Annotated in this window: 12 protein-coding genes; 8 read left to right on the top strand and 4 right to left on the bottom strand. The window is 47.9% G+C overall.

Going from position 1 to position 15,842, the window contains the following annotated elements; genetic code table 11:
- The first annotated feature begins 22 nt into the window (after positions 1-22).
- From JK130_RS11625 to JK130_RS11650, 6 genes are all read left to right on the top strand, one after another.
- Positions 23-3,322 (top strand): amidohydrolase family protein, encoded by a 3,300-nt coding sequence (locus JK130_RS11625; protein WP_218354535.1) that lies wholly within the window; start codon positions 23-25, stop codon positions 3,320-3,322.
- A gap of 508 nt (positions 3,323-3,830) precedes the next feature.
- On the top strand, positions 3,831-5,087 hold the full coding sequence (locus JK130_RS11630; RefSeq protein WP_218354494.1) for an HlyD family secretion protein: 1,257 nt from the start codon (positions 3,831-3,833) through the stop codon (positions 5,085-5,087).
- Positions 5,084-7,249 carry a peptidase domain-containing ABC transporter gene (locus JK130_RS11635; RefSeq protein ID WP_218354495.1) on the top strand — a complete coding sequence of 722 codons (2,166 nt, stop codon included), beginning with the start codon at positions 5,084-5,086 and terminating at the stop codon, positions 7,247-7,249. Before JK130_RS11630 ends, JK130_RS11635 begins: the two co-directional genes overlap by 4 nt.
- Entirely contained in the window at positions 7,242-7,502 is a 261-nt protein-coding gene (locus tag JK130_RS11640) for a helix-turn-helix domain-containing protein (RefSeq protein ID WP_218354496.1), read from the top strand. The genes JK130_RS11635 and JK130_RS11640 overlap by 8 nt, the downstream gene beginning before the upstream one ends.
- A 57-nt stretch (positions 7,503-7,559) precedes the next feature.
- The gene (locus tag JK130_RS11645; protein ID WP_218354497.1) at positions 7,560-7,760 is read left to right on the top strand and encodes a hypothetical protein; all 201 of its coding nucleotides are present in this window, start codon (positions 7,560-7,562) and stop codon (positions 7,758-7,760) included.
- 60 nt (positions 7,761-7,820) lie between these two features.
- Positions 7,821-8,732, top strand: coding sequence for an ATP-grasp domain-containing protein (locus JK130_RS11650; protein ID WP_218354498.1), 912 nt, complete (start codon positions 7,821-7,823; stop codon positions 8,730-8,732).
- 50 nt (positions 8,733-8,782) lie between these two features.
- Here the strand turns inward: JK130_RS11650 and hslU are convergent, their stop codons facing one another.
- The 4 genes from hslU to priA form a co-directional block, all read right to left on the bottom strand.
- Entirely contained in the window at positions 8,783-10,114 is a 1,332-nt protein-coding gene (gene hslU / locus JK130_RS11655; RefSeq protein ID WP_218354499.1) for an ATP-dependent protease ATPase subunit HslU, read from the bottom strand.
- Between the two features lie 68 nt (positions 10,115-10,182).
- A complete protein-coding gene (hslV, locus tag JK130_RS11660; RefSeq protein ID WP_218354500.1) occupies positions 10,183-10,707 on the bottom strand; it encodes an ATP-dependent protease subunit HslV in 525 nt (174 codons plus the stop codon).
- A 162-nt stretch (positions 10,708-10,869) separates the two neighbouring features.
- Positions 10,870-11,448 (bottom strand): SPOR domain-containing protein, encoded by a 579-nt coding sequence (locus JK130_RS11665; RefSeq protein WP_218354501.1) that lies wholly within the window; start codon positions 11,446-11,448, stop codon positions 10,870-10,872.
- Positions 11,449-11,586: 138 nt separating this feature from the next.
- On the bottom strand, positions 11,587-13,767 hold the full coding sequence (priA, locus tag JK130_RS11670) for a primosomal protein N' (protein WP_218354502.1): 2,181 nt from the start codon (positions 13,765-13,767) through the stop codon (positions 11,587-11,589).
- 204 nt (positions 13,768-13,971) lie between these two features.
- On the opposite strand from priA, the gene rpmE reads away from it, so the two are divergent.
- Both rpmE and JK130_RS11680 read left to right on the top strand, forming a co-directional pair.
- A complete protein-coding gene (gene rpmE / locus JK130_RS11675; RefSeq protein WP_218354503.1) occupies positions 13,972-14,184 on the top strand; it encodes a 50S ribosomal protein L31 in 213 nt (70 codons plus the stop codon).
- Positions 14,185-14,568: 384 nt separating this feature from the next.
- Positions 14,569-15,816 (top strand): malic enzyme-like NAD(P)-binding protein, encoded by a 1,248-nt coding sequence (locus JK130_RS11680; protein ID WP_218354504.1) that lies wholly within the window; start codon positions 14,569-14,571, stop codon positions 15,814-15,816.
- Positions 15,817-15,842: the final 26 nt, after the last annotated feature.

Raw genomic sequence — 15,842 nt, forward strand, 5'->3', positions numbered from 1 at the left:
TACAGGGTTAACACACATGACCATGCCTTTTCGCCGCACTCTGCTGGCTTCTGCTTTAGGCTTATTAATAAGTGGAGCCGCTCAGGCGGCTTCTGATTCTGACCAACCTGCCTGGGACGTAACCGATCCTCCCTTCGATTTAAACGAAGTCACTATTTCTACCAATCAGACCACCTGGTCGAGCCTTTCGGTATCTCCCGATGGCAAGTACATGGTGTTTGATATGTTAGGCGATATATATCAGGTGCCTTTAGCTGGCGGCAAAGCCAAAGCTCTGACCGCAGATTTTGCCTGGAATATTGAACCGGCTATCTCACCTGATGGCAGCAAAATTGCGTTTATCTCTGATCGCGGTGGTATATCAAATGTTTGGGTGATGGATGCCAATGGCGGCAATTTGCGTCAGGTTTCTCAGGAAAAAAGCAATTTGGTGCACTCGCCCAAGTGGAGCCCGGACGGTCAGTATCTGGTCGCAACCAAGGGCATTATGTCTAGCCGCAGTATTCCTGCTGGTGAGATCTGGATGTATCACGTAGACGGCGGTGACGGTCTGCAGATAAAAGCGCGGGTTAACGGCGATGCTGACCAGCAAAATATTGCCGACCCGGTATTTTCTCACGACGGCAACTATCTCTATTACACCGAAAACACCGTGCCAGGCGCACAATTTGAATACAACCGCGATCCGTTGAAAGGTATTTTTGCCATCACTCGTTTTGACCGCGAAACTGGTGAAGAGACGCGGTTTATCAGTGGTACCGGGGGCGCAGTGGTTCCCACACCCTCGCCTGACGGCAAATACATTGCGTTTATTCGTCGGGTAAAAAGCAATACAGGTTTGTTTTTAAAAGACCTGACTACCGGCGAAGAAAAACCACTGACATTAGATTTAGAACGCGATATGCAAGAAGGGTTTGGCTCTGAAGGGTACTACGCTTACTTTGACTGGCTGCCTGACTCAAGTGCGTTAGTCTACTGGACCGGCGGTACCTTTCACAAAATTGATGTGGCCAGTCAGAAAATCCAGGATATTGAAATTACCGTCAATGCGACTAAGAAATATGCCGATGCGCTTCGTTATAAGGTAGAGGTAGCGCCCGACCAATTTGATGTAAAAATGATTCGTTGGTCGCAACAGTCACCCGATGGTAAAACCATGCTGTTTCAGGCATTAGGTAAACTGTATATCAAAGACAAAAAAACCGGCAAGGCGACGCGTTTAACCAGCCAAAACGAGCATGATGAGTATTATCCGCGTTATTCTAACGACGGCAAAAAAATTGTTTATACCACCTGGGATGATCAGAACCTGGGCGAGGTTCGCATTGTTGATGCCGATGGCAGCAATAGTAAGGTAATTACAAAGACGCCGGGGCATTTCATAGAGCCTGCCTTTTCTGGTGATGACAAACTGGTGGTTTACCGTAAATTCTCGGGCGGCTACTTGTTAGATCCTAAGTATTCGCTTGAACCTGGGCTGTATATTGCCGATCTTGAGTCTGACACGCATACCAAAATTACTGCCTCAGGCCATAATGCGCATTTCGCCGGTGATAATAACCGTGTGTACTTTACTGAATCGGTTGGCGGAACCCCCTACCCTGAAACCCAGTTAAGCAGTGTTAATTTATCAGGCAATGACAAGCGCGTTCATTTATACGGGGCTGATAAAATCAGTGAATACCGGCTCTCCCCTGATAAAAAATGGGTAGCCTTTGTACATCAGTTCAAAACCTATATCGCGCCATACATTGATAACGGCAAAAAGGTAACATTAGGTCCTGATATGACCTCGTTACCGGTGACTCAGTTGTCGAACCGGGCGGGCGAATATTTTACCTGGCAGCCAGACAGCAGTGCGATAGGCTGGTTTCATGGGCCGTATTACTATGAACAAAACATTAATCAGGCTTTACAAGCTAAAGAAGACAAAGCTGCAGAGTTAGCCGAAAACTCAGTCACCAATTTATCGTTTAAAGCCGAAACAGACAAACCTTCAGGGCTCAAAGCGTTGGTGGGCGGTAAAGTGGTGACTATGCGTAACGCTGATAACGGTGAAGAAGTCATTGAAGACGGTGTGATTATTATCAAAGATAACCGCATTGTTGAGGTGGGTAAGCGCGACCAGGTGAGCATTCCAGATGATGCAATGCGGGTCGATACTACCGGCAAAACAATTGTTCCGGGGTTTGTTGATGCGCACGCCCATGGTTCACAGGGACGAAATGAAATTATCCCGCAACAAAACTGGAGTCAGTATTCAAATGTTGCCTTTGGGGTAACCACCATTCACGATCCGTCTAACGACACCACCGAAGTATTCGCTGCAGCCGAACTACAGCGTAGTGGCGATATCGTCGCCCCCCGTATTTACTCTACCGGGGCCATATTATACGGCGCCGAAGCTCTGGGTTATAAAGCTATTATCAATAACTATGATGATGCTTACTTTCATGTACAAAGGTTAAAAGAAGCCGGTGCAATTTCGGTCAAGAGCTACAACCAGCCAGCCCGAAGTCAGCGTCAGCAAGTGTTGTGGGCCGCCAGTAAGCAGGAAATGATGGTTGTACCTGAAGGCGGAGGTAAGCTACAGCAAAACCTGTCAATGTTGGTAGATGGTCATACCGGGCTAGAGCATAGTTTACCCATTGAGCGCGGGTACAGTGATGTAACCCAGCTATGGAAAGCCACCGAGTTTGGCTACACACCTACCTTTGTGGTGTCTTATGGCGGCATGATGGGTGAAGAGTATATGTACGATCGTACCGAGGTGTGGAAGAATCCACGTTTGCTACGTTATACTCCCTCGTTTTTACTCGACTCACGGGCCATTCGTCGGCCAACGGCCCCTGACAGCGAATACAACCATCAGGCCGTGGCCCAGTACGCGAAAACCCTGCGTGATAATGGGGTAAGTGTGCATATTGGTGCCCATGGCCAGCGTGAAGGTCTGGCGGCACATTGGGAGATGTGGTTGATGGAGCAAGGCGGTTTTACGCCCTTTGAGGCACTGCGTGCCGCCACCATTGATGGTGCCCGTCATTTGGGGATGGCTGGCGACATCGGTAGCATTGAAAAGGGCAAACTGGCTGATATGGTAGTAATTGACGGCGATGTACTAAGTGACCTCAAGCGTAGTGAGTATGTCGAATATACCGTGCTGAACGGGCGCATTTTTGAAGCTGCAACGATGAACGAGCTGGGTAAAAATACCACTCGCCAACCGTTTTTCTTTGAAAATGACAATAAAACCTTTATGCCTGAATCAACCAGCCAGGCGCTTGAACAAAAAACACATAAATATCACTGGCAACATAAGTAAAACCTTCGCGGCAGTTAACCCTTAACTGCCGCTTTCTTTATTCAAGTCATAACATCATCAATATTTTTATCATTGCCTTTCTCATTTGGCTCAGGCTGTGGTTCTCTGGTTCACATTTTTGATACCGGGCGCCCCTGGCTCTTCGTACACCCTCTTTAACCCTAACCATTAATTTTCGGCCATTCTTATCATTATTCGGACATCGTCAAGCTTTATGCGGGCTTTAGAGCAGTTAGTCCTGCCTATAAAAGCAGCTCCCTACCGCTTTGAGTAATCTTTTTATCGTCAGTTAACACCAATGACACAGTCAGGGAACGCTACTTTTCACGTCACGGATTGATTCGCTGTATGAAAAGGTAGCCGGTTTGCAAATAGCACAGTTGGGCAGGCAGGTATCACGGAGAATAAGATGCCATGGAGACCAAACTGTCATAGGGAATATGACGCTGTGCTGTTTGACAAATCTGCCTGAGGCAACATTTGGCTTTCACGGATTTTGAGAATAATAATGAGAAACGGATTGTTCAGACCCCAGGCTTTGGCTGCACAGGGCCCAAGATTACATGGCAGTGTATTCATACAACCCTCAATTAAACTCGGCCTTATTGCTACAGCAATAGTGGTGTGGAGCGCCACGGCGGTTATCTACCTGAGTAATGCGCAGTACAGCCGACAAGCTACCGTAAGAGGTTGGCTAGAGCCCCCGACCGGCATTATCAAAGTTTATCCTGACCAATCTGGCAGCACCATTAAAGCGGTACTGGTAAAAGAAGGCCAGCAAGTTAGTCGCGGCGATGTACTGGTAGCAATGTCTCTGCATCATAGTTTATCCGATGGCCGGGTCGCCCAGCAGTCACTAGAGTTTGAATATCAACAGCAATTGCGTGAACTCACTCAGCAAATAGCGCAGACAAAAGCTCTCTTCGAGCGTAATAAAAAGAGTATTCAACAAAATATTACCGCGTTAACGGCTGATGAACAGCGCATGCTACAGCTATGTAGATTAGCCCAAACGCAACTTAGTTTAGCCGAGGCTCAGTACTTAAGACTCGAGCCACTAAAAGGTACTCATATTGCCGCGCGCGAAGTTGATACCGCCTATGCCCGGCAGCTTTCCGCGCAACAGGCCCAGGGCGACAAACAACAAGCTTTGGCAGCCATCACCTATTCGATAACGCAACAGCAACAGGCCTTGCAAACTCTACCTTTAGAGCAAAAAAACGCGCTATCGGCACTAAACCAGCGCCGCAGCGAAATTCGCCAACAGCTGGTCACCTTACAGTCACAATCACAGCGGGTGCTGCGCGCCAGTCGCTCCGGTGTGGTTAGCAACGTCATGGCAACGGTTGGACACTCACCGTCTCCAGACAAACCTTTATTAACCCTGGAACCGCTTGACCAGCATGTTCGGGCGCGATTTGCGATTCCGGTTAGTGCTGCCGGGTTTGTGCAGCAAGGTCAGCAATTGGCCATACGTTACGATGCTTATCCGTATCAAAAGTTTGGCTTACACCAAGCGGTAATAACGACGCTATCAAGCGCCGCTATGTTGCCCGGCGATATTGAAGCGGGAGCAGCGCCCCTTCAGGAGCCGGTTTATATGGCCGAAGCCACCCTGGATGAACAGCAGCTCAACGCCTACGGAAGCTCGGTCGCGCTAAAGTCGGGAATGACTTTCACTGCCGATATATCCCTGGGCGAACGCAGTTTGCTTGAATGGCTATTAGAACCTTTGTTGTCTTTATCCGGCAGGGTCACAGCATGAACGCTTTATTAACCCTGCCCTTACAAGCTCGTTGGTCGGCCAAGTGCAAAGTACCGCAAATTTTTCAGGCAGAGATGGCCGAATGCGGACTAGCCTGTTTGTGCATGGTGAGCCAGCACTTTGGCAATACCATAGATCTGGCGGTGCTACGTCAGCGCTTTGGAGCATCGGGCCGCGGGTTAACGTTAAAAGATTTAATGGCCGTCGCTGCGCAGATCAATTTAAGTGCGCGAGCTTTAAAAATTGAGCCCGAGCAGCTCAAAGAGCTAAGTTTACCGGCCATATTACACTGGGATATGCAGCATTTTGTAGTTTTGACCCAGGTAACCCGACTCGGCATTTACATTAACGACCCAGCAACCGGACAGCGTTTTTTAACGTACGCACAAGCCGACTCGCATCTTACCGGAGTAGCTTTAGAGCTGAATTACGCTGGAACTTATCAGGCTCCTGAGACGGCCCCACGCTTGACCTTGAGCCATTTTTGGCAACGTGCCAGTGGGCTTAAGCGTAGCCTCTCTATTTTGTTTACCTTATCAGTACTGTTACAGCTGTTCGCTTTAGCAAGCCCTTACTACATGCAAACAGTGGTGGACGATGTTCTTTTGCGCCACTCCGATCATTTGCTAACCATACTGGCGTTGGGTTTCGGTTTGTTACTGCTAATTGAAAGCGCCACCACCGGTGTACGGAAGTGGCTGATATTGTCGCTGTCCAGTCGCTTGCAAGGCCAGATGTCGGCCAATCTTTTTCACCACTTACTGCACCTGCCTGCCGACTTTTTTAGCCGTCGTCATCTGGGCGATGTTGTATCGCGCTTTGGTTGTCTGGCCCATGTGCGTGAACAACTTACCACCGGCCTGGTTACTGCGCTGCTGGATGGATTAATGACCCTGGTGATGCTGATAGTTATGTGGCTTTACTCGCCCACTTTAACGGTGGTTGTCGTAATTAGTGTGGGTTTGTATATCGTGCTGCGCTGGTTAACGTTTGGACGAATCAAAAATATCAGTGCCGAGCGCTTGCATCATAGTGCGACCGAACAAGGTCACTTTTTAGAAACGATTCGTTCAATACAGGCGGTTAAACAATTCAACTATCAGGCCCTTCGTCACAATCAGTGGCAAAATCTTTTGGTTAAGGTGATCAATACAGATATTCGACTGGGCAAAACCGACATTATACTTTCTGGTGCTAATCAGGTGATTTTCGGGATGCAAAACCTCCTCGTTATCTACCTTGGCGCTCAGGCGGTCATGGGCAATGTTTTTACAGTAGGAATGCTTTACGCTTTTATTAGCTACAAAACCCAATTTACCAGTGCCTGCGATAATTTAATTACTCAGCTCATTCAGCTAAAACTACTTCGCGTACATCTGGACCGTCTTTCAGATCTGGTTTTCAGCCAGCCCGAAACACTTAATTACGACAACACCAGCTCGCCACATACCCCCGCGGCCCTGTGTGTGACCCAATTGACCTATCGCTTTAGCGCCTTAAGTGCGCCGTTGTTCCAAAATATTAATATGACCATTGCTGCCGGGCAAACCATTGCCATTATTGGCCCTAGCGGAGCCGGCAAAAGCACCTTTCTAAAGTGTCTTATGGGCTTGGTAAAGCCCGATGAAGGCACTGTTCATTACGCAGGACAAGCGGTGCATAGCAGCGTGAGCTTTCGAAAAGTGAGCGCCGCGGTGTTACAAGACGATACCTGCTTAAATGGAACACTTCTGGACAACATTACCGGTTTTGATGATAGCCCAGATATGGCCCGTCTTCGCCAGGCTGCGCATATGGCCTGCCTGGATCAAGAAATTGAACGCATGCCGATGCAATATCAAACCCTGGTGGGCGATATGGGCAGCGCGCTTAGTGGTGGCCAGTTACAAAGGTTGTTTTTGGCCCGTGCCCTGTATCGCCAGCCCGCAATATTATTTCTGGATGAAGCAAGCAGCCATCTGGATTTAGCCAATGAAGCCCGTATTAATCAACATCTCAAAGCCATGTCTATAACCCGAATTATCGTTGCTCACCGGCCGCAAACTATTGCTCTGGCTGATGCAATTTTTATCCTGGAAAACGGTAGCCTGACCCAAGTGGCCAATACTGAGCAGGATGTATTTGTGCCCTTAACCCCGTCTCAAGGAGAGACACATGACTAGCATCACCAACACCTGTAGTTACCACATTCGTTTATCAAGCCTGTCAAAACGCGAACACCAGGTCGCATTAAAAATACTTGAAGGATTATCTAATAAAAGTATTGCGGCGCATTTGTTTATTAGCGAACGAACAGTGAAATTTCACTGCGCTAATATTTACCGAAAATTGGAAATTCGTAATCGGTCAGCCTTAATGGCCAGTTATTTCCGTTATTTGTATCAGCCTAAAGAAACCACGGTAGCGAATGGCTGATACATATCCCTATGGCTGTGAATACCGCAGCCAACCTCTAAAAATCAAGGAAAGATCATGAATAAAAACCATCAAAATTGTTCCAACACTACATCAAACAATCAGCTTGCGCCTGCTTTACTGGTTCAGGTAGCCGGCGCCGGTACCCAGGCTTTAGGTGATGAAGGGACGCCTTTTGTTACTGTGAAGCCCCGGCCCGAGTTTACTCAGGCTTTGGGTGAAGATGGAGGCAACCTGCCCGACCCTGTGTTTTGGTAATATCAGGATAAACGGCGTTGCAAGACGTCGTTTTTTATCAACTTCCGGACGCAATAATTTATGCTTCATACTGTATTAATTTTAGGCGCAATAAAAACCTCTGAAGTTCAGCATTTGATGTCACACCTGAGCCAGCATACCCATCGCATACTGTTATTAGATACCCGGTGCTTTGGCAGCGATAATTTTATCAGCTGGGACCCGGTAACAGCACAAGGGTATCTGCACATTCATAATGAAGATATTGCATTTAGTCAGATTCACAGCGTATTTTGGGATCACCTTTATCCGTTCACAAGCAATAATGGTGACACTACGGCTTCATCACAAAAGCACAATGATAAATACAGCTTGTTAGAAGTGCTGTTGCTACAGCCTCATATTCGATGGTTCAACAGTGTAGCAGTTATACGCTCACACAAATGTAAGCCTTGGCAGTTAGCGGCTGCAGCGCAATGTGAGTTATTGATCCCAGAAACCTGTATTGGTAATCATCCAGACCAACTACGCCTGTTTTTGCACAAACACACTCAGGTAGCAGTTAAGCCGGTACATGGCGGCCGATTTACTTATCGTCTGAACCACAACGATCAACATGCTATAGATGCGCTTTGTGACGGCTATGATGAACCCAAAACTCTTCAGCAATATATAGGCGGCACTAATATACGTAGCTATTTTATTGATAACTACTGCTTTAGCGGCGAGTTACAGTCAGCTTATGTCGATTTTCGCGAAGACTTATACACCCGCTATCTACCTCACATGCTTCCTGACCAACAGGCGCAGCGAGCACGTAATCTTATGCAAAAGCTTGGTATGCGCTGGGGCGCCATCGACTGGCGACTTGATGAGTACGGCCGCTATTATTTTTTAGAAATAAACCCGGCGCCGCGATTTGAGTACTTTGAGGCAATGAGCCAGTTGCCTATTGCCGCCACTCTTTCCAGACGACTATGTTCAATGGCATAAAAAAGCCGCTGTAGGTTCAGCGGCTTCAGGTCATATCAGCTTAGTCTTTATTATAAAATAAAACGACTAAGATCTTCGTTGTCTACCAGGGTATCCAGGTGCTCATTGACGTAGTCGGCATCAATGGTGTACGACTCGCCGCTTTTTTCTGACGCCTCGTAAGAGATATCTTCCATTAAACGCTCCAATACCGTGTGCAGACGGCGGGCGCCGATGTTTTCTATGCGCTCATTAACCTGCCAGGCTGCTTCGGCAATTCGCTGAATTCCTGACTCGACAAAGTTGATGGTAACGCCTTCAGTTTTCATCAATGCGCAGTATTGTTCACACAACGATGCATTGGGTTCGGTTAAAATACGTTTAAAGTCTTCAACCTTCAGTGCAGACAATTCAACACGTATCGGTAGACGCCCCTGCAACTCAGGGATAAGGTCAGAGGGCTTGCTCATTTGAAACGCACCCGAGGCGATAAACAACATGTGGTCAGTGCGCACCATACCGTGCTTAGTGGATACCGTAGAACCTTCTACCAATGGCAGCAGGTCTCGTTGTACCCCTTCACGCGACACATCGCCTGAATTATTACCTTCGCGCTTACAAATTTTGTCAATTTCATCAACAAATACAATACCGTGCTGTTCGACTGACTCAATTGCTTTTTCTTTTAAGTCTTCCTGATTTACCAGCCGGGCCGCTTCTTCCTCAATTAAGGCTTTAAACGCATCCTTAATTTTCATTTTTTTCTTTTTGGTAGTTTGCGACCCCGACAAATTCTGGAACATACCCTGCAGCTGGTTGGTCATCTCTTCCATGCCAGGGGGCGCCATAATTTCAACACCCATTTGCGACTGCGCTAAATCAATCTCAATTTCTTTATCGTCAAGCTCGCCCTGACGCAGTTTTTTACGAAAGTTCTGACGTGTACCGCGGTCTTCAACATCTTCCTTTTTGCCCCACTTGTCTTCTGGTGGTGGCAGTAATACATCTAAAATACGATCTTCAGCGGCTTCTTCAGCGCGGTACCGTACTTTGGTCATTTCCTGCTCTTTGGTCATCTTCACCGCAATGTCGACCAGATCGCGAATAATAGTTTCGACTTCTTTGCCTACATAACCCACCTCAGTGAACTTAGTGGCTTCAACCTTAATAAACGGCGCATTGGCCAGTTTTGCAAGCCGACGGGCAATTTCAGTTTTACCCACACCGGTAGGTCCAATCATCAGAATATTTTTGGGGGTTACTTCCTGACGTAGTTCATCAGGTAATTGCATACGGCGCCAGCGGTTACGCAAAGCAATAGAGACTGCACGCTTCGCATCTTTTTGGCCAATAATATGGTTGTCCAGCTCGTGGACAATTTCTCTGGGAGTCATCTCAGACATGAATAAACCTTTTTTAAAAAGCCGGTCTGTTTACACAAACCAGCATTGAATATGTGTAAGTAGCGAACCTAGTAATCGAGAACTTCAACAGCCTGATTGTGGTTGGTGAAAACGCATATATCACCGGCTATCGTCAGGCTTTTTTCAGCAATTTCTTTCGCGCTAAGCTCACTGTTTCCTAGCAGCGCGGTAGCCGCCGACTGGGCGTAGGGGCCGCCTGAACCTATGGCAATCAGATCTTGTTCTGGTTGCACCACATCCCCATTGCCGGTAATGATAAGCGAGGCGGTTTCATCTGCTACCGCAAGCAGCGCTTCAAGGCGACGCAAGGCACGGTCGGTGCGCCAGTCTTTAGCAAGCTCGACCGCAGCTCGGGTAAGATGCCCCTGATGCGTTTCTAATTTAGATTCAAACCGTTCGAACAAGGTAAACGCATCGGCAGTACCACCAGCAAAACCAGCCAGTACTTTGTCGTTGTAAAGCCGACGAACTTTTCGAGCATTTCCTTTCATCACCGTATTGCCCAAAGAAACCTGACCATCACCAGCCATTACTACCTGATTATTTCGTCTTACTGATACGATTGTTGTCACTGTTATCCCCGTTGGTTGGGCGAGTTTGCCGTGTTTCAGGCAACGCAATTTAACTAGATGATAACTAAGTGGGGGATGGCCTATAAATTTCAAGGCTTAGGTAAGGCATTGCCTGCTTAATAGGCGGTCAGATGACTATTGAACAGGCAATGTTAAGCGAATCTATACCGACCAGGTCAATATGATGCACGTGGTAATATTGATTTTGCGGAGCGTGTGCTTAGCACGTTCCGCATCGCGTTTGGTTTGCAGTGGCCCTAAGATAACCCGAAACCAGTTACCATTACTGCCGCTGCTGTCGCGTATTTGGGCTTCAAGTCCCTGAAACGCAATTTTGGCTTTCATTTCTTCTGCCTGGGGGCGAGTTCTGAAAGAGCCGCACTGGAGCAGGTATAATTTGTCTGACTTTTCTTGCCGGGCTACTTCTACCTCGACCTCGTAGCCCGGAAGCGATTTAATATACTCCCACTCTTCTTCAGGCATCTCCGGTAATTCGTCTTCTTGTTTTACCGCAGAGGGGGCAGAAACCGGCCCGTCCACTTGCTCTTCGGCACTGTCTTTAATCGACCATAAAAACCAGATAAAACCCAGCACCAGAAAAAACACAACTCCGGCGGCCAGCCGGCCGGCCCGTGGTGTTTTTGGCCCTTTCGTTTGCGGGCGACGACTGGGTTTCTTATTATTTTTTTTATTGGGGCCCTGGGAACCACGACCGCGAGAAACATAATCACGTTGAGCCATAAACCGGCACTCATATCCCTTGGTTAATGCAACAACGGGTTGCTGCGCACGAAAACATAAGTGTAACCCAAAACCGCAACTAATTGCTGCCTGTAAATTAGACGTTTGGCTAAACTCTACAAATAAAGCGGCTTAACGTTAACTAAAATCGGTGGGATCGACATCGCACGACCAGCGGACTTTAGATGCGTCGGGCAGCGCACTTAAGTGCGGTAACGCCAGCCTCAGGTGTTCGTGCAATTGCTGACGCCGGGCAGATTGCAGCACTAGCATAAACCGAAACCGGCCCTGGCGCTTTTCGATAAGCCCGGGCATAGGTCCGATCAATTCCAGCGTGTCGGTGGCTAGAGCAGATTGAGCCTGACTTAAAAAACGCCAGGCCAGCGCTGCGTCGATGGCCTCAGCCCGAATGACCACTTGTGCGCTGTAGGGTGGAAGCTGGGCCATTTTACGTTCAAGTAAGGCATGGCGAGCAAAGTGCGCATAGCCGTTGTTCACCAAATCCTGAAGCAGTGGATGGCCCGGGTTATGAGTTTGCAGCCACATCTCCCCAGGCTTGCTGGCCCGCCCGGCACGTCCAGCCAGTTGGGTAACCAATTGTGCTAATTTTTCCGGCGCTCTGAAATCAGCGCTAAATAAGGCGCCATCACAATCAAGTACCACCACCAGCGTAACATGGGGAAAGTGATGTCCTTTGGATAAAATTTGGGTGCCAATAAGCAGCTGATACTGCTGATGATTGATTTTATTCAATATGGTTTGCAGTTTATCTTTTCCACGTACCGAATCGCTGTCTATGCGAACCTGAGCAGCATCAGGAAATAGCTGGCTAAGCCCCTGTTCAAGTTGTTCGGTACCTACACCGGCGGTTACCAGGTCTTTCGCACCACAGCTTTGACACGTATGAGGCATGGGCCGGGTGCTGGCGCAATGGTGGCACTGTAAGCGCTGATGTAATCGGTGCACGGTGTAGGGCCGCTCACAGCGCTGACACGTCTCGGTATAACCACAATGGTGACATAGTAGTGCTGGCGCATAACCACGCCGGTTAACAAACACCAGCACCTGATTGCCTTTACTTAGATGTTGACGCATCAGGGCCAGCGTGCCTTCGGCCAGTCCAAAACGCATAGGCTGGTCCCGAACATCAAGTAAATGCTGCATTGTCGCGGCTGCACCGGCAGCGCGCTGGGTCAGCTGCAGGTGCTGATAACGTTTGCCAAGCGCATTGTTCAGTGTTTCGAGCGAGGGCGTGGCGCTGCCCAATACCAGCGGTATATTTTCTTTGCGGGCGCGCATTACGGCTAAATCACGCGCATGATATCGCAACCCATCCTGCTGTTTAAATGACTCATCATGTTCTTCATCTACAATCAACATGCCCGGATATTTCAGCGGGGTGAAGATGGCAGAACGAGTGCCAATAATAATACCCAGCTCGCCTTCACGAGCCTGCTGCCAGATAGCCACTCTTGTGGTATCGGTAATTTGCGAATGCAGCACCGCCACTTCAATACCAAAGCGTTGTTCAAAGCGGCTTACTGTTTGCGGCGTCAGACCAATTTCGGGCACCAAAATTAAGACCTGACGTCCTGCGCTCAATGTGGTTTCAATGGCTTGCAGATAAACTTCGGTCTTTCCGCTGCCGGTCACCCCTTCCAGCAAAAATGGGGCAAATTGCCCCGCCCGTTGATTTATAGCGGCAATAGCCACCGCCTGTTCGGCATCAGGGCGAGGCTTTTCGCTTATTTGCATCGAATTGAGCCAGGCCTGGGGGTTTGACGATTGAATTTGAGTGAAAGGTTCAATCAGGCCTCGCTCTTCCAGCGCCTTTAAAATAGCCGCCGAAAACCTGCTCTTCAGGTGGCTGGCAGTTTCAGGTGCATTTTGCAATTGTTCTAAACATAACTTTTGTCGCGGTGCCCGGGCTAATTCGTCAGTGCTAAACTGCGCCCCTTTTGCGCTCACCTGATACCACGCTTGTGTACTTCGCTGCGCCGACTCGCCCTTACGCAGCTTTACCGGTAAGGCAGTGTGCAGTACTTCGCCCGGTGCATGGTGATAGTATTGCCACAGCCAGCGACACAGACTAAGCGAGACCTCGTTTAAAACCGGTTCAGAGTCTAAAACTTTGCTAATGGCTTTCAGACGCGCCGTGTCTGTCACCGTACTATGTTGGCCAACGACCACTCCCACCAAGTGGCGTTTACCAAATGGCACACTTACACGCACGCCAGCCGGCAGGCTCGTGTCGAAAGTGTAGGTAAATATCTGGCGCAACGGCACCGGTACAGCAACATCAATATAAACGGTGGTCATAAAATCCGCGACGCCTGCAGAAAACTTCGGAGGTGATTTTTTAAACGCCTTTTTACAGGCAGCTACTTGATTAGTACTGCGTCATACATTAATATGCGCGGCTCTTTACAGCAAGGCCCAACCATGGCTTTGTTATTATTTAAGTAACGTATGGTGTTTAACTTCGGGTTAAATAGCGATACGGCCTTATTTTTGAGGTAACCCATGAAACAAGATATCCATCCAAAATACGCTGAAATTACTGCAAACTGTTCTTGTGGTAATGAAATCAAAGTTCGTTCTACCGTAGGTAAGGATCTGAACCTGGACGTTTGTTCAAATTGTCACCCTTTCTATACTGGTAAGCAACGTAACGTTGACACCGGTGGTCGTGTTGACCGCTTCAAGAAACGTTTTGGTGCATTGGGCAAAAAGTAAGCCCTGTTCACAAATTCTAAAAAAGCGCCTTTTGGCGCTTTTTTTATGTTCTTTTTTCCCCACTACCTTGCTCTCCCCGGGCTTTATAAGAGTTTGATTGGCTGAATCAGGTTCGCAATTTACCTTCGCTTGTTTAGGGTTCGCATTGCCCCTACATACAAGCAGCATAAATGATAAAAATAGTAATTATGCTGGCATGGTAATAGCTTTATCCTTCGCTATCTTTTAGATTAAAAACAGGTGTGACATCAGATATGTTCGGTCTGTGCGGCTGTGCTACAGTAGCAAAAACAACAAATAACGTCTTATAACCGCGCCACGATGGTCTTTGTTAGACTGTCGGCGGTAGAACCCTACAGCAGAGACAAAAAAGGACATTGACCTATGTCAGATTTCAGACAAAGAGCGCTTGATTACCATGCTAAACCCACCCCGGGAAAAATACGGGTTGAACTGTCAAAACCCGCTGAAACGGTGGACGACCTGGCTTTAGCATACAGTCCGGGTGTGGCTGAACCCGTACGTGAAATTGCAAATGATCCTGAAGAGGCTTACCGATATACGGGTAAAGGCAATATGGTGGCGGTTATCAGTAACGGTACTGCTATTTTGGGTCTTGGTAATCTGGGACCTTTGGCCTCTAAACCGGTTATGGAAGGTAAAGCGTTACTGTTTAAACGATTCGCCGGGCTCGATGCAATTGATATTGAGGTTAAGCACCGCACTACCGAAGAGTTTATCAATACTGTGGCGAATATTGCTGATACCTTCGGAGGCATCAACTTAGAAGACATTAAAGCGCCAGAGTGTTTTGAAATTGAACAAGAGCTACAAAAGCGCTGTAAAATACCGGTTTTTCATGATGACCAGCATGGCACCGCTATTGTAACCGCCGCGGGCATGCTTAACGCGTTAGAAATTCAGAACAAGAATATTGAAGAGGCCAAAATTGTATGTCTGGGGGCTGGCGCTGCAGCCGTCGCGTGTATGGAGCTTCTGATAAAATGTGGTGCCCAGCGCGAACGCATTTATATGCTTGACCGCAAAGGTGTTATTCATACTCGACGGGACGATTTAACCGAGCATAAACAGTTATTTGCTAATAATACCGACAAACGAACCCTTGAAGATGTGATGGAAGGTGCCGATATTTTTGTGGGCGTCTCTGGTCCCGACTTATTACCGCCTGAAGCGCTAAAACTAATGGCACCCAATCCAGTCGTATTTGCCTGTTCTAACCCTGATCCCGAAATAAAACCAGAACTGGCGCGCGAGGTACGTGATGACCTTATTATGGCCACCGGTCGTTCTGACTACCCTAATCAGGTAAACAATGTGTTGTGCTTCCCGTTTATTTTCAGAGGTGCCCTGGATGTTCGTGCCAGTGCAATTAATGATGAAATGAAGGTCGCTGCGGTCGAAGCTATTCGCAGCATTACTAAAGAAGACGTACCGCCAGAAGTACTCAAAGCCAGTAACTCTGAATCATTAACCTTTGGTAAAGACTATATTATTCCTAAACCAATGGACCCGCGCTTATGTTCCAGAATCGCTACTGCAGTAGCTAAAGCCGCCATTGAATCTGGTGTAGCAAGGCTTGACTCGCTGCCGTCTCATTACAACGATGACTGATGTTTCTAAAAGGTTGTAATTAATAA

Source organism: Alteromonas lipotrueiana, from assembly GCF_019249245.1.
GTDB lineage: Bacteria > Pseudomonadota > Gammaproteobacteria > Enterobacterales > Alteromonadaceae > Alteromonas > Alteromonas lipotrueiana.

Bases quoted from the DNA above. Each gene is read 5' to 3' on its own strand.
- JK130_RS11625 (WP_218354535.1), top strand. From the start codon at position 23: ATGCCTTTTCGCCGCACTCTGCTGGCTTCTGCTTTAGGCTTATTAATA.
- JK130_RS11630 (WP_218354494.1), top strand. From the start codon at position 3,831: ATGAGAAACGGATTGTTCAGACCCCAGGCTTTGGCTGCACAGGGCCCA.
- JK130_RS11635 (WP_218354495.1), top strand. From the start codon at position 5,084: ATGAACGCTTTATTAACCCTGCCCTTACAAGCTCGTTGGTCGGCCAAG.
- JK130_RS11640 (WP_218354496.1), top strand. From the start codon at position 7,242: ATGACTAGCATCACCAACACCTGTAGTTACCACATTCGTTTATCAAGC.
- JK130_RS11645 (WP_218354497.1), top strand. From the start codon at position 7,560: ATGAATAAAAACCATCAAAATTGTTCCAACACTACATCAAACAATCAG.
- JK130_RS11650 (WP_218354498.1), top strand. From the start codon at position 7,821: ATGCTTCATACTGTATTAATTTTAGGCGCAATAAAAACCTCTGAAGTT.
- hslU (WP_218354499.1), bottom strand. From the start codon at position 10,114: ATGTCTGAGATGACTCCCAGAGAAATTGTCCACGAGCTGGACAACCAT.
- JK130_RS11665 (WP_218354501.1), bottom strand. From the start codon at position 11,448: ATGGCTCAACGTGATTATGTTTCTCGCGGTCGTGGTTCCCAGGGCCCC.
- priA (WP_218354502.1), bottom strand. From the start codon at position 13,767: ATGACCACCGTTTATATTGATGTTGCTGTACCGGTGCCGTTGCGCCAG.
- rpmE (WP_218354503.1), top strand. From the start codon at position 13,972: ATGAAACAAGATATCCATCCAAAATACGCTGAAATTACTGCAAACTGT.
- JK130_RS11680 (WP_218354504.1), top strand. From the start codon at position 14,569: ATGTCAGATTTCAGACAAAGAGCGCTTGATTACCATGCTAAACCCACC.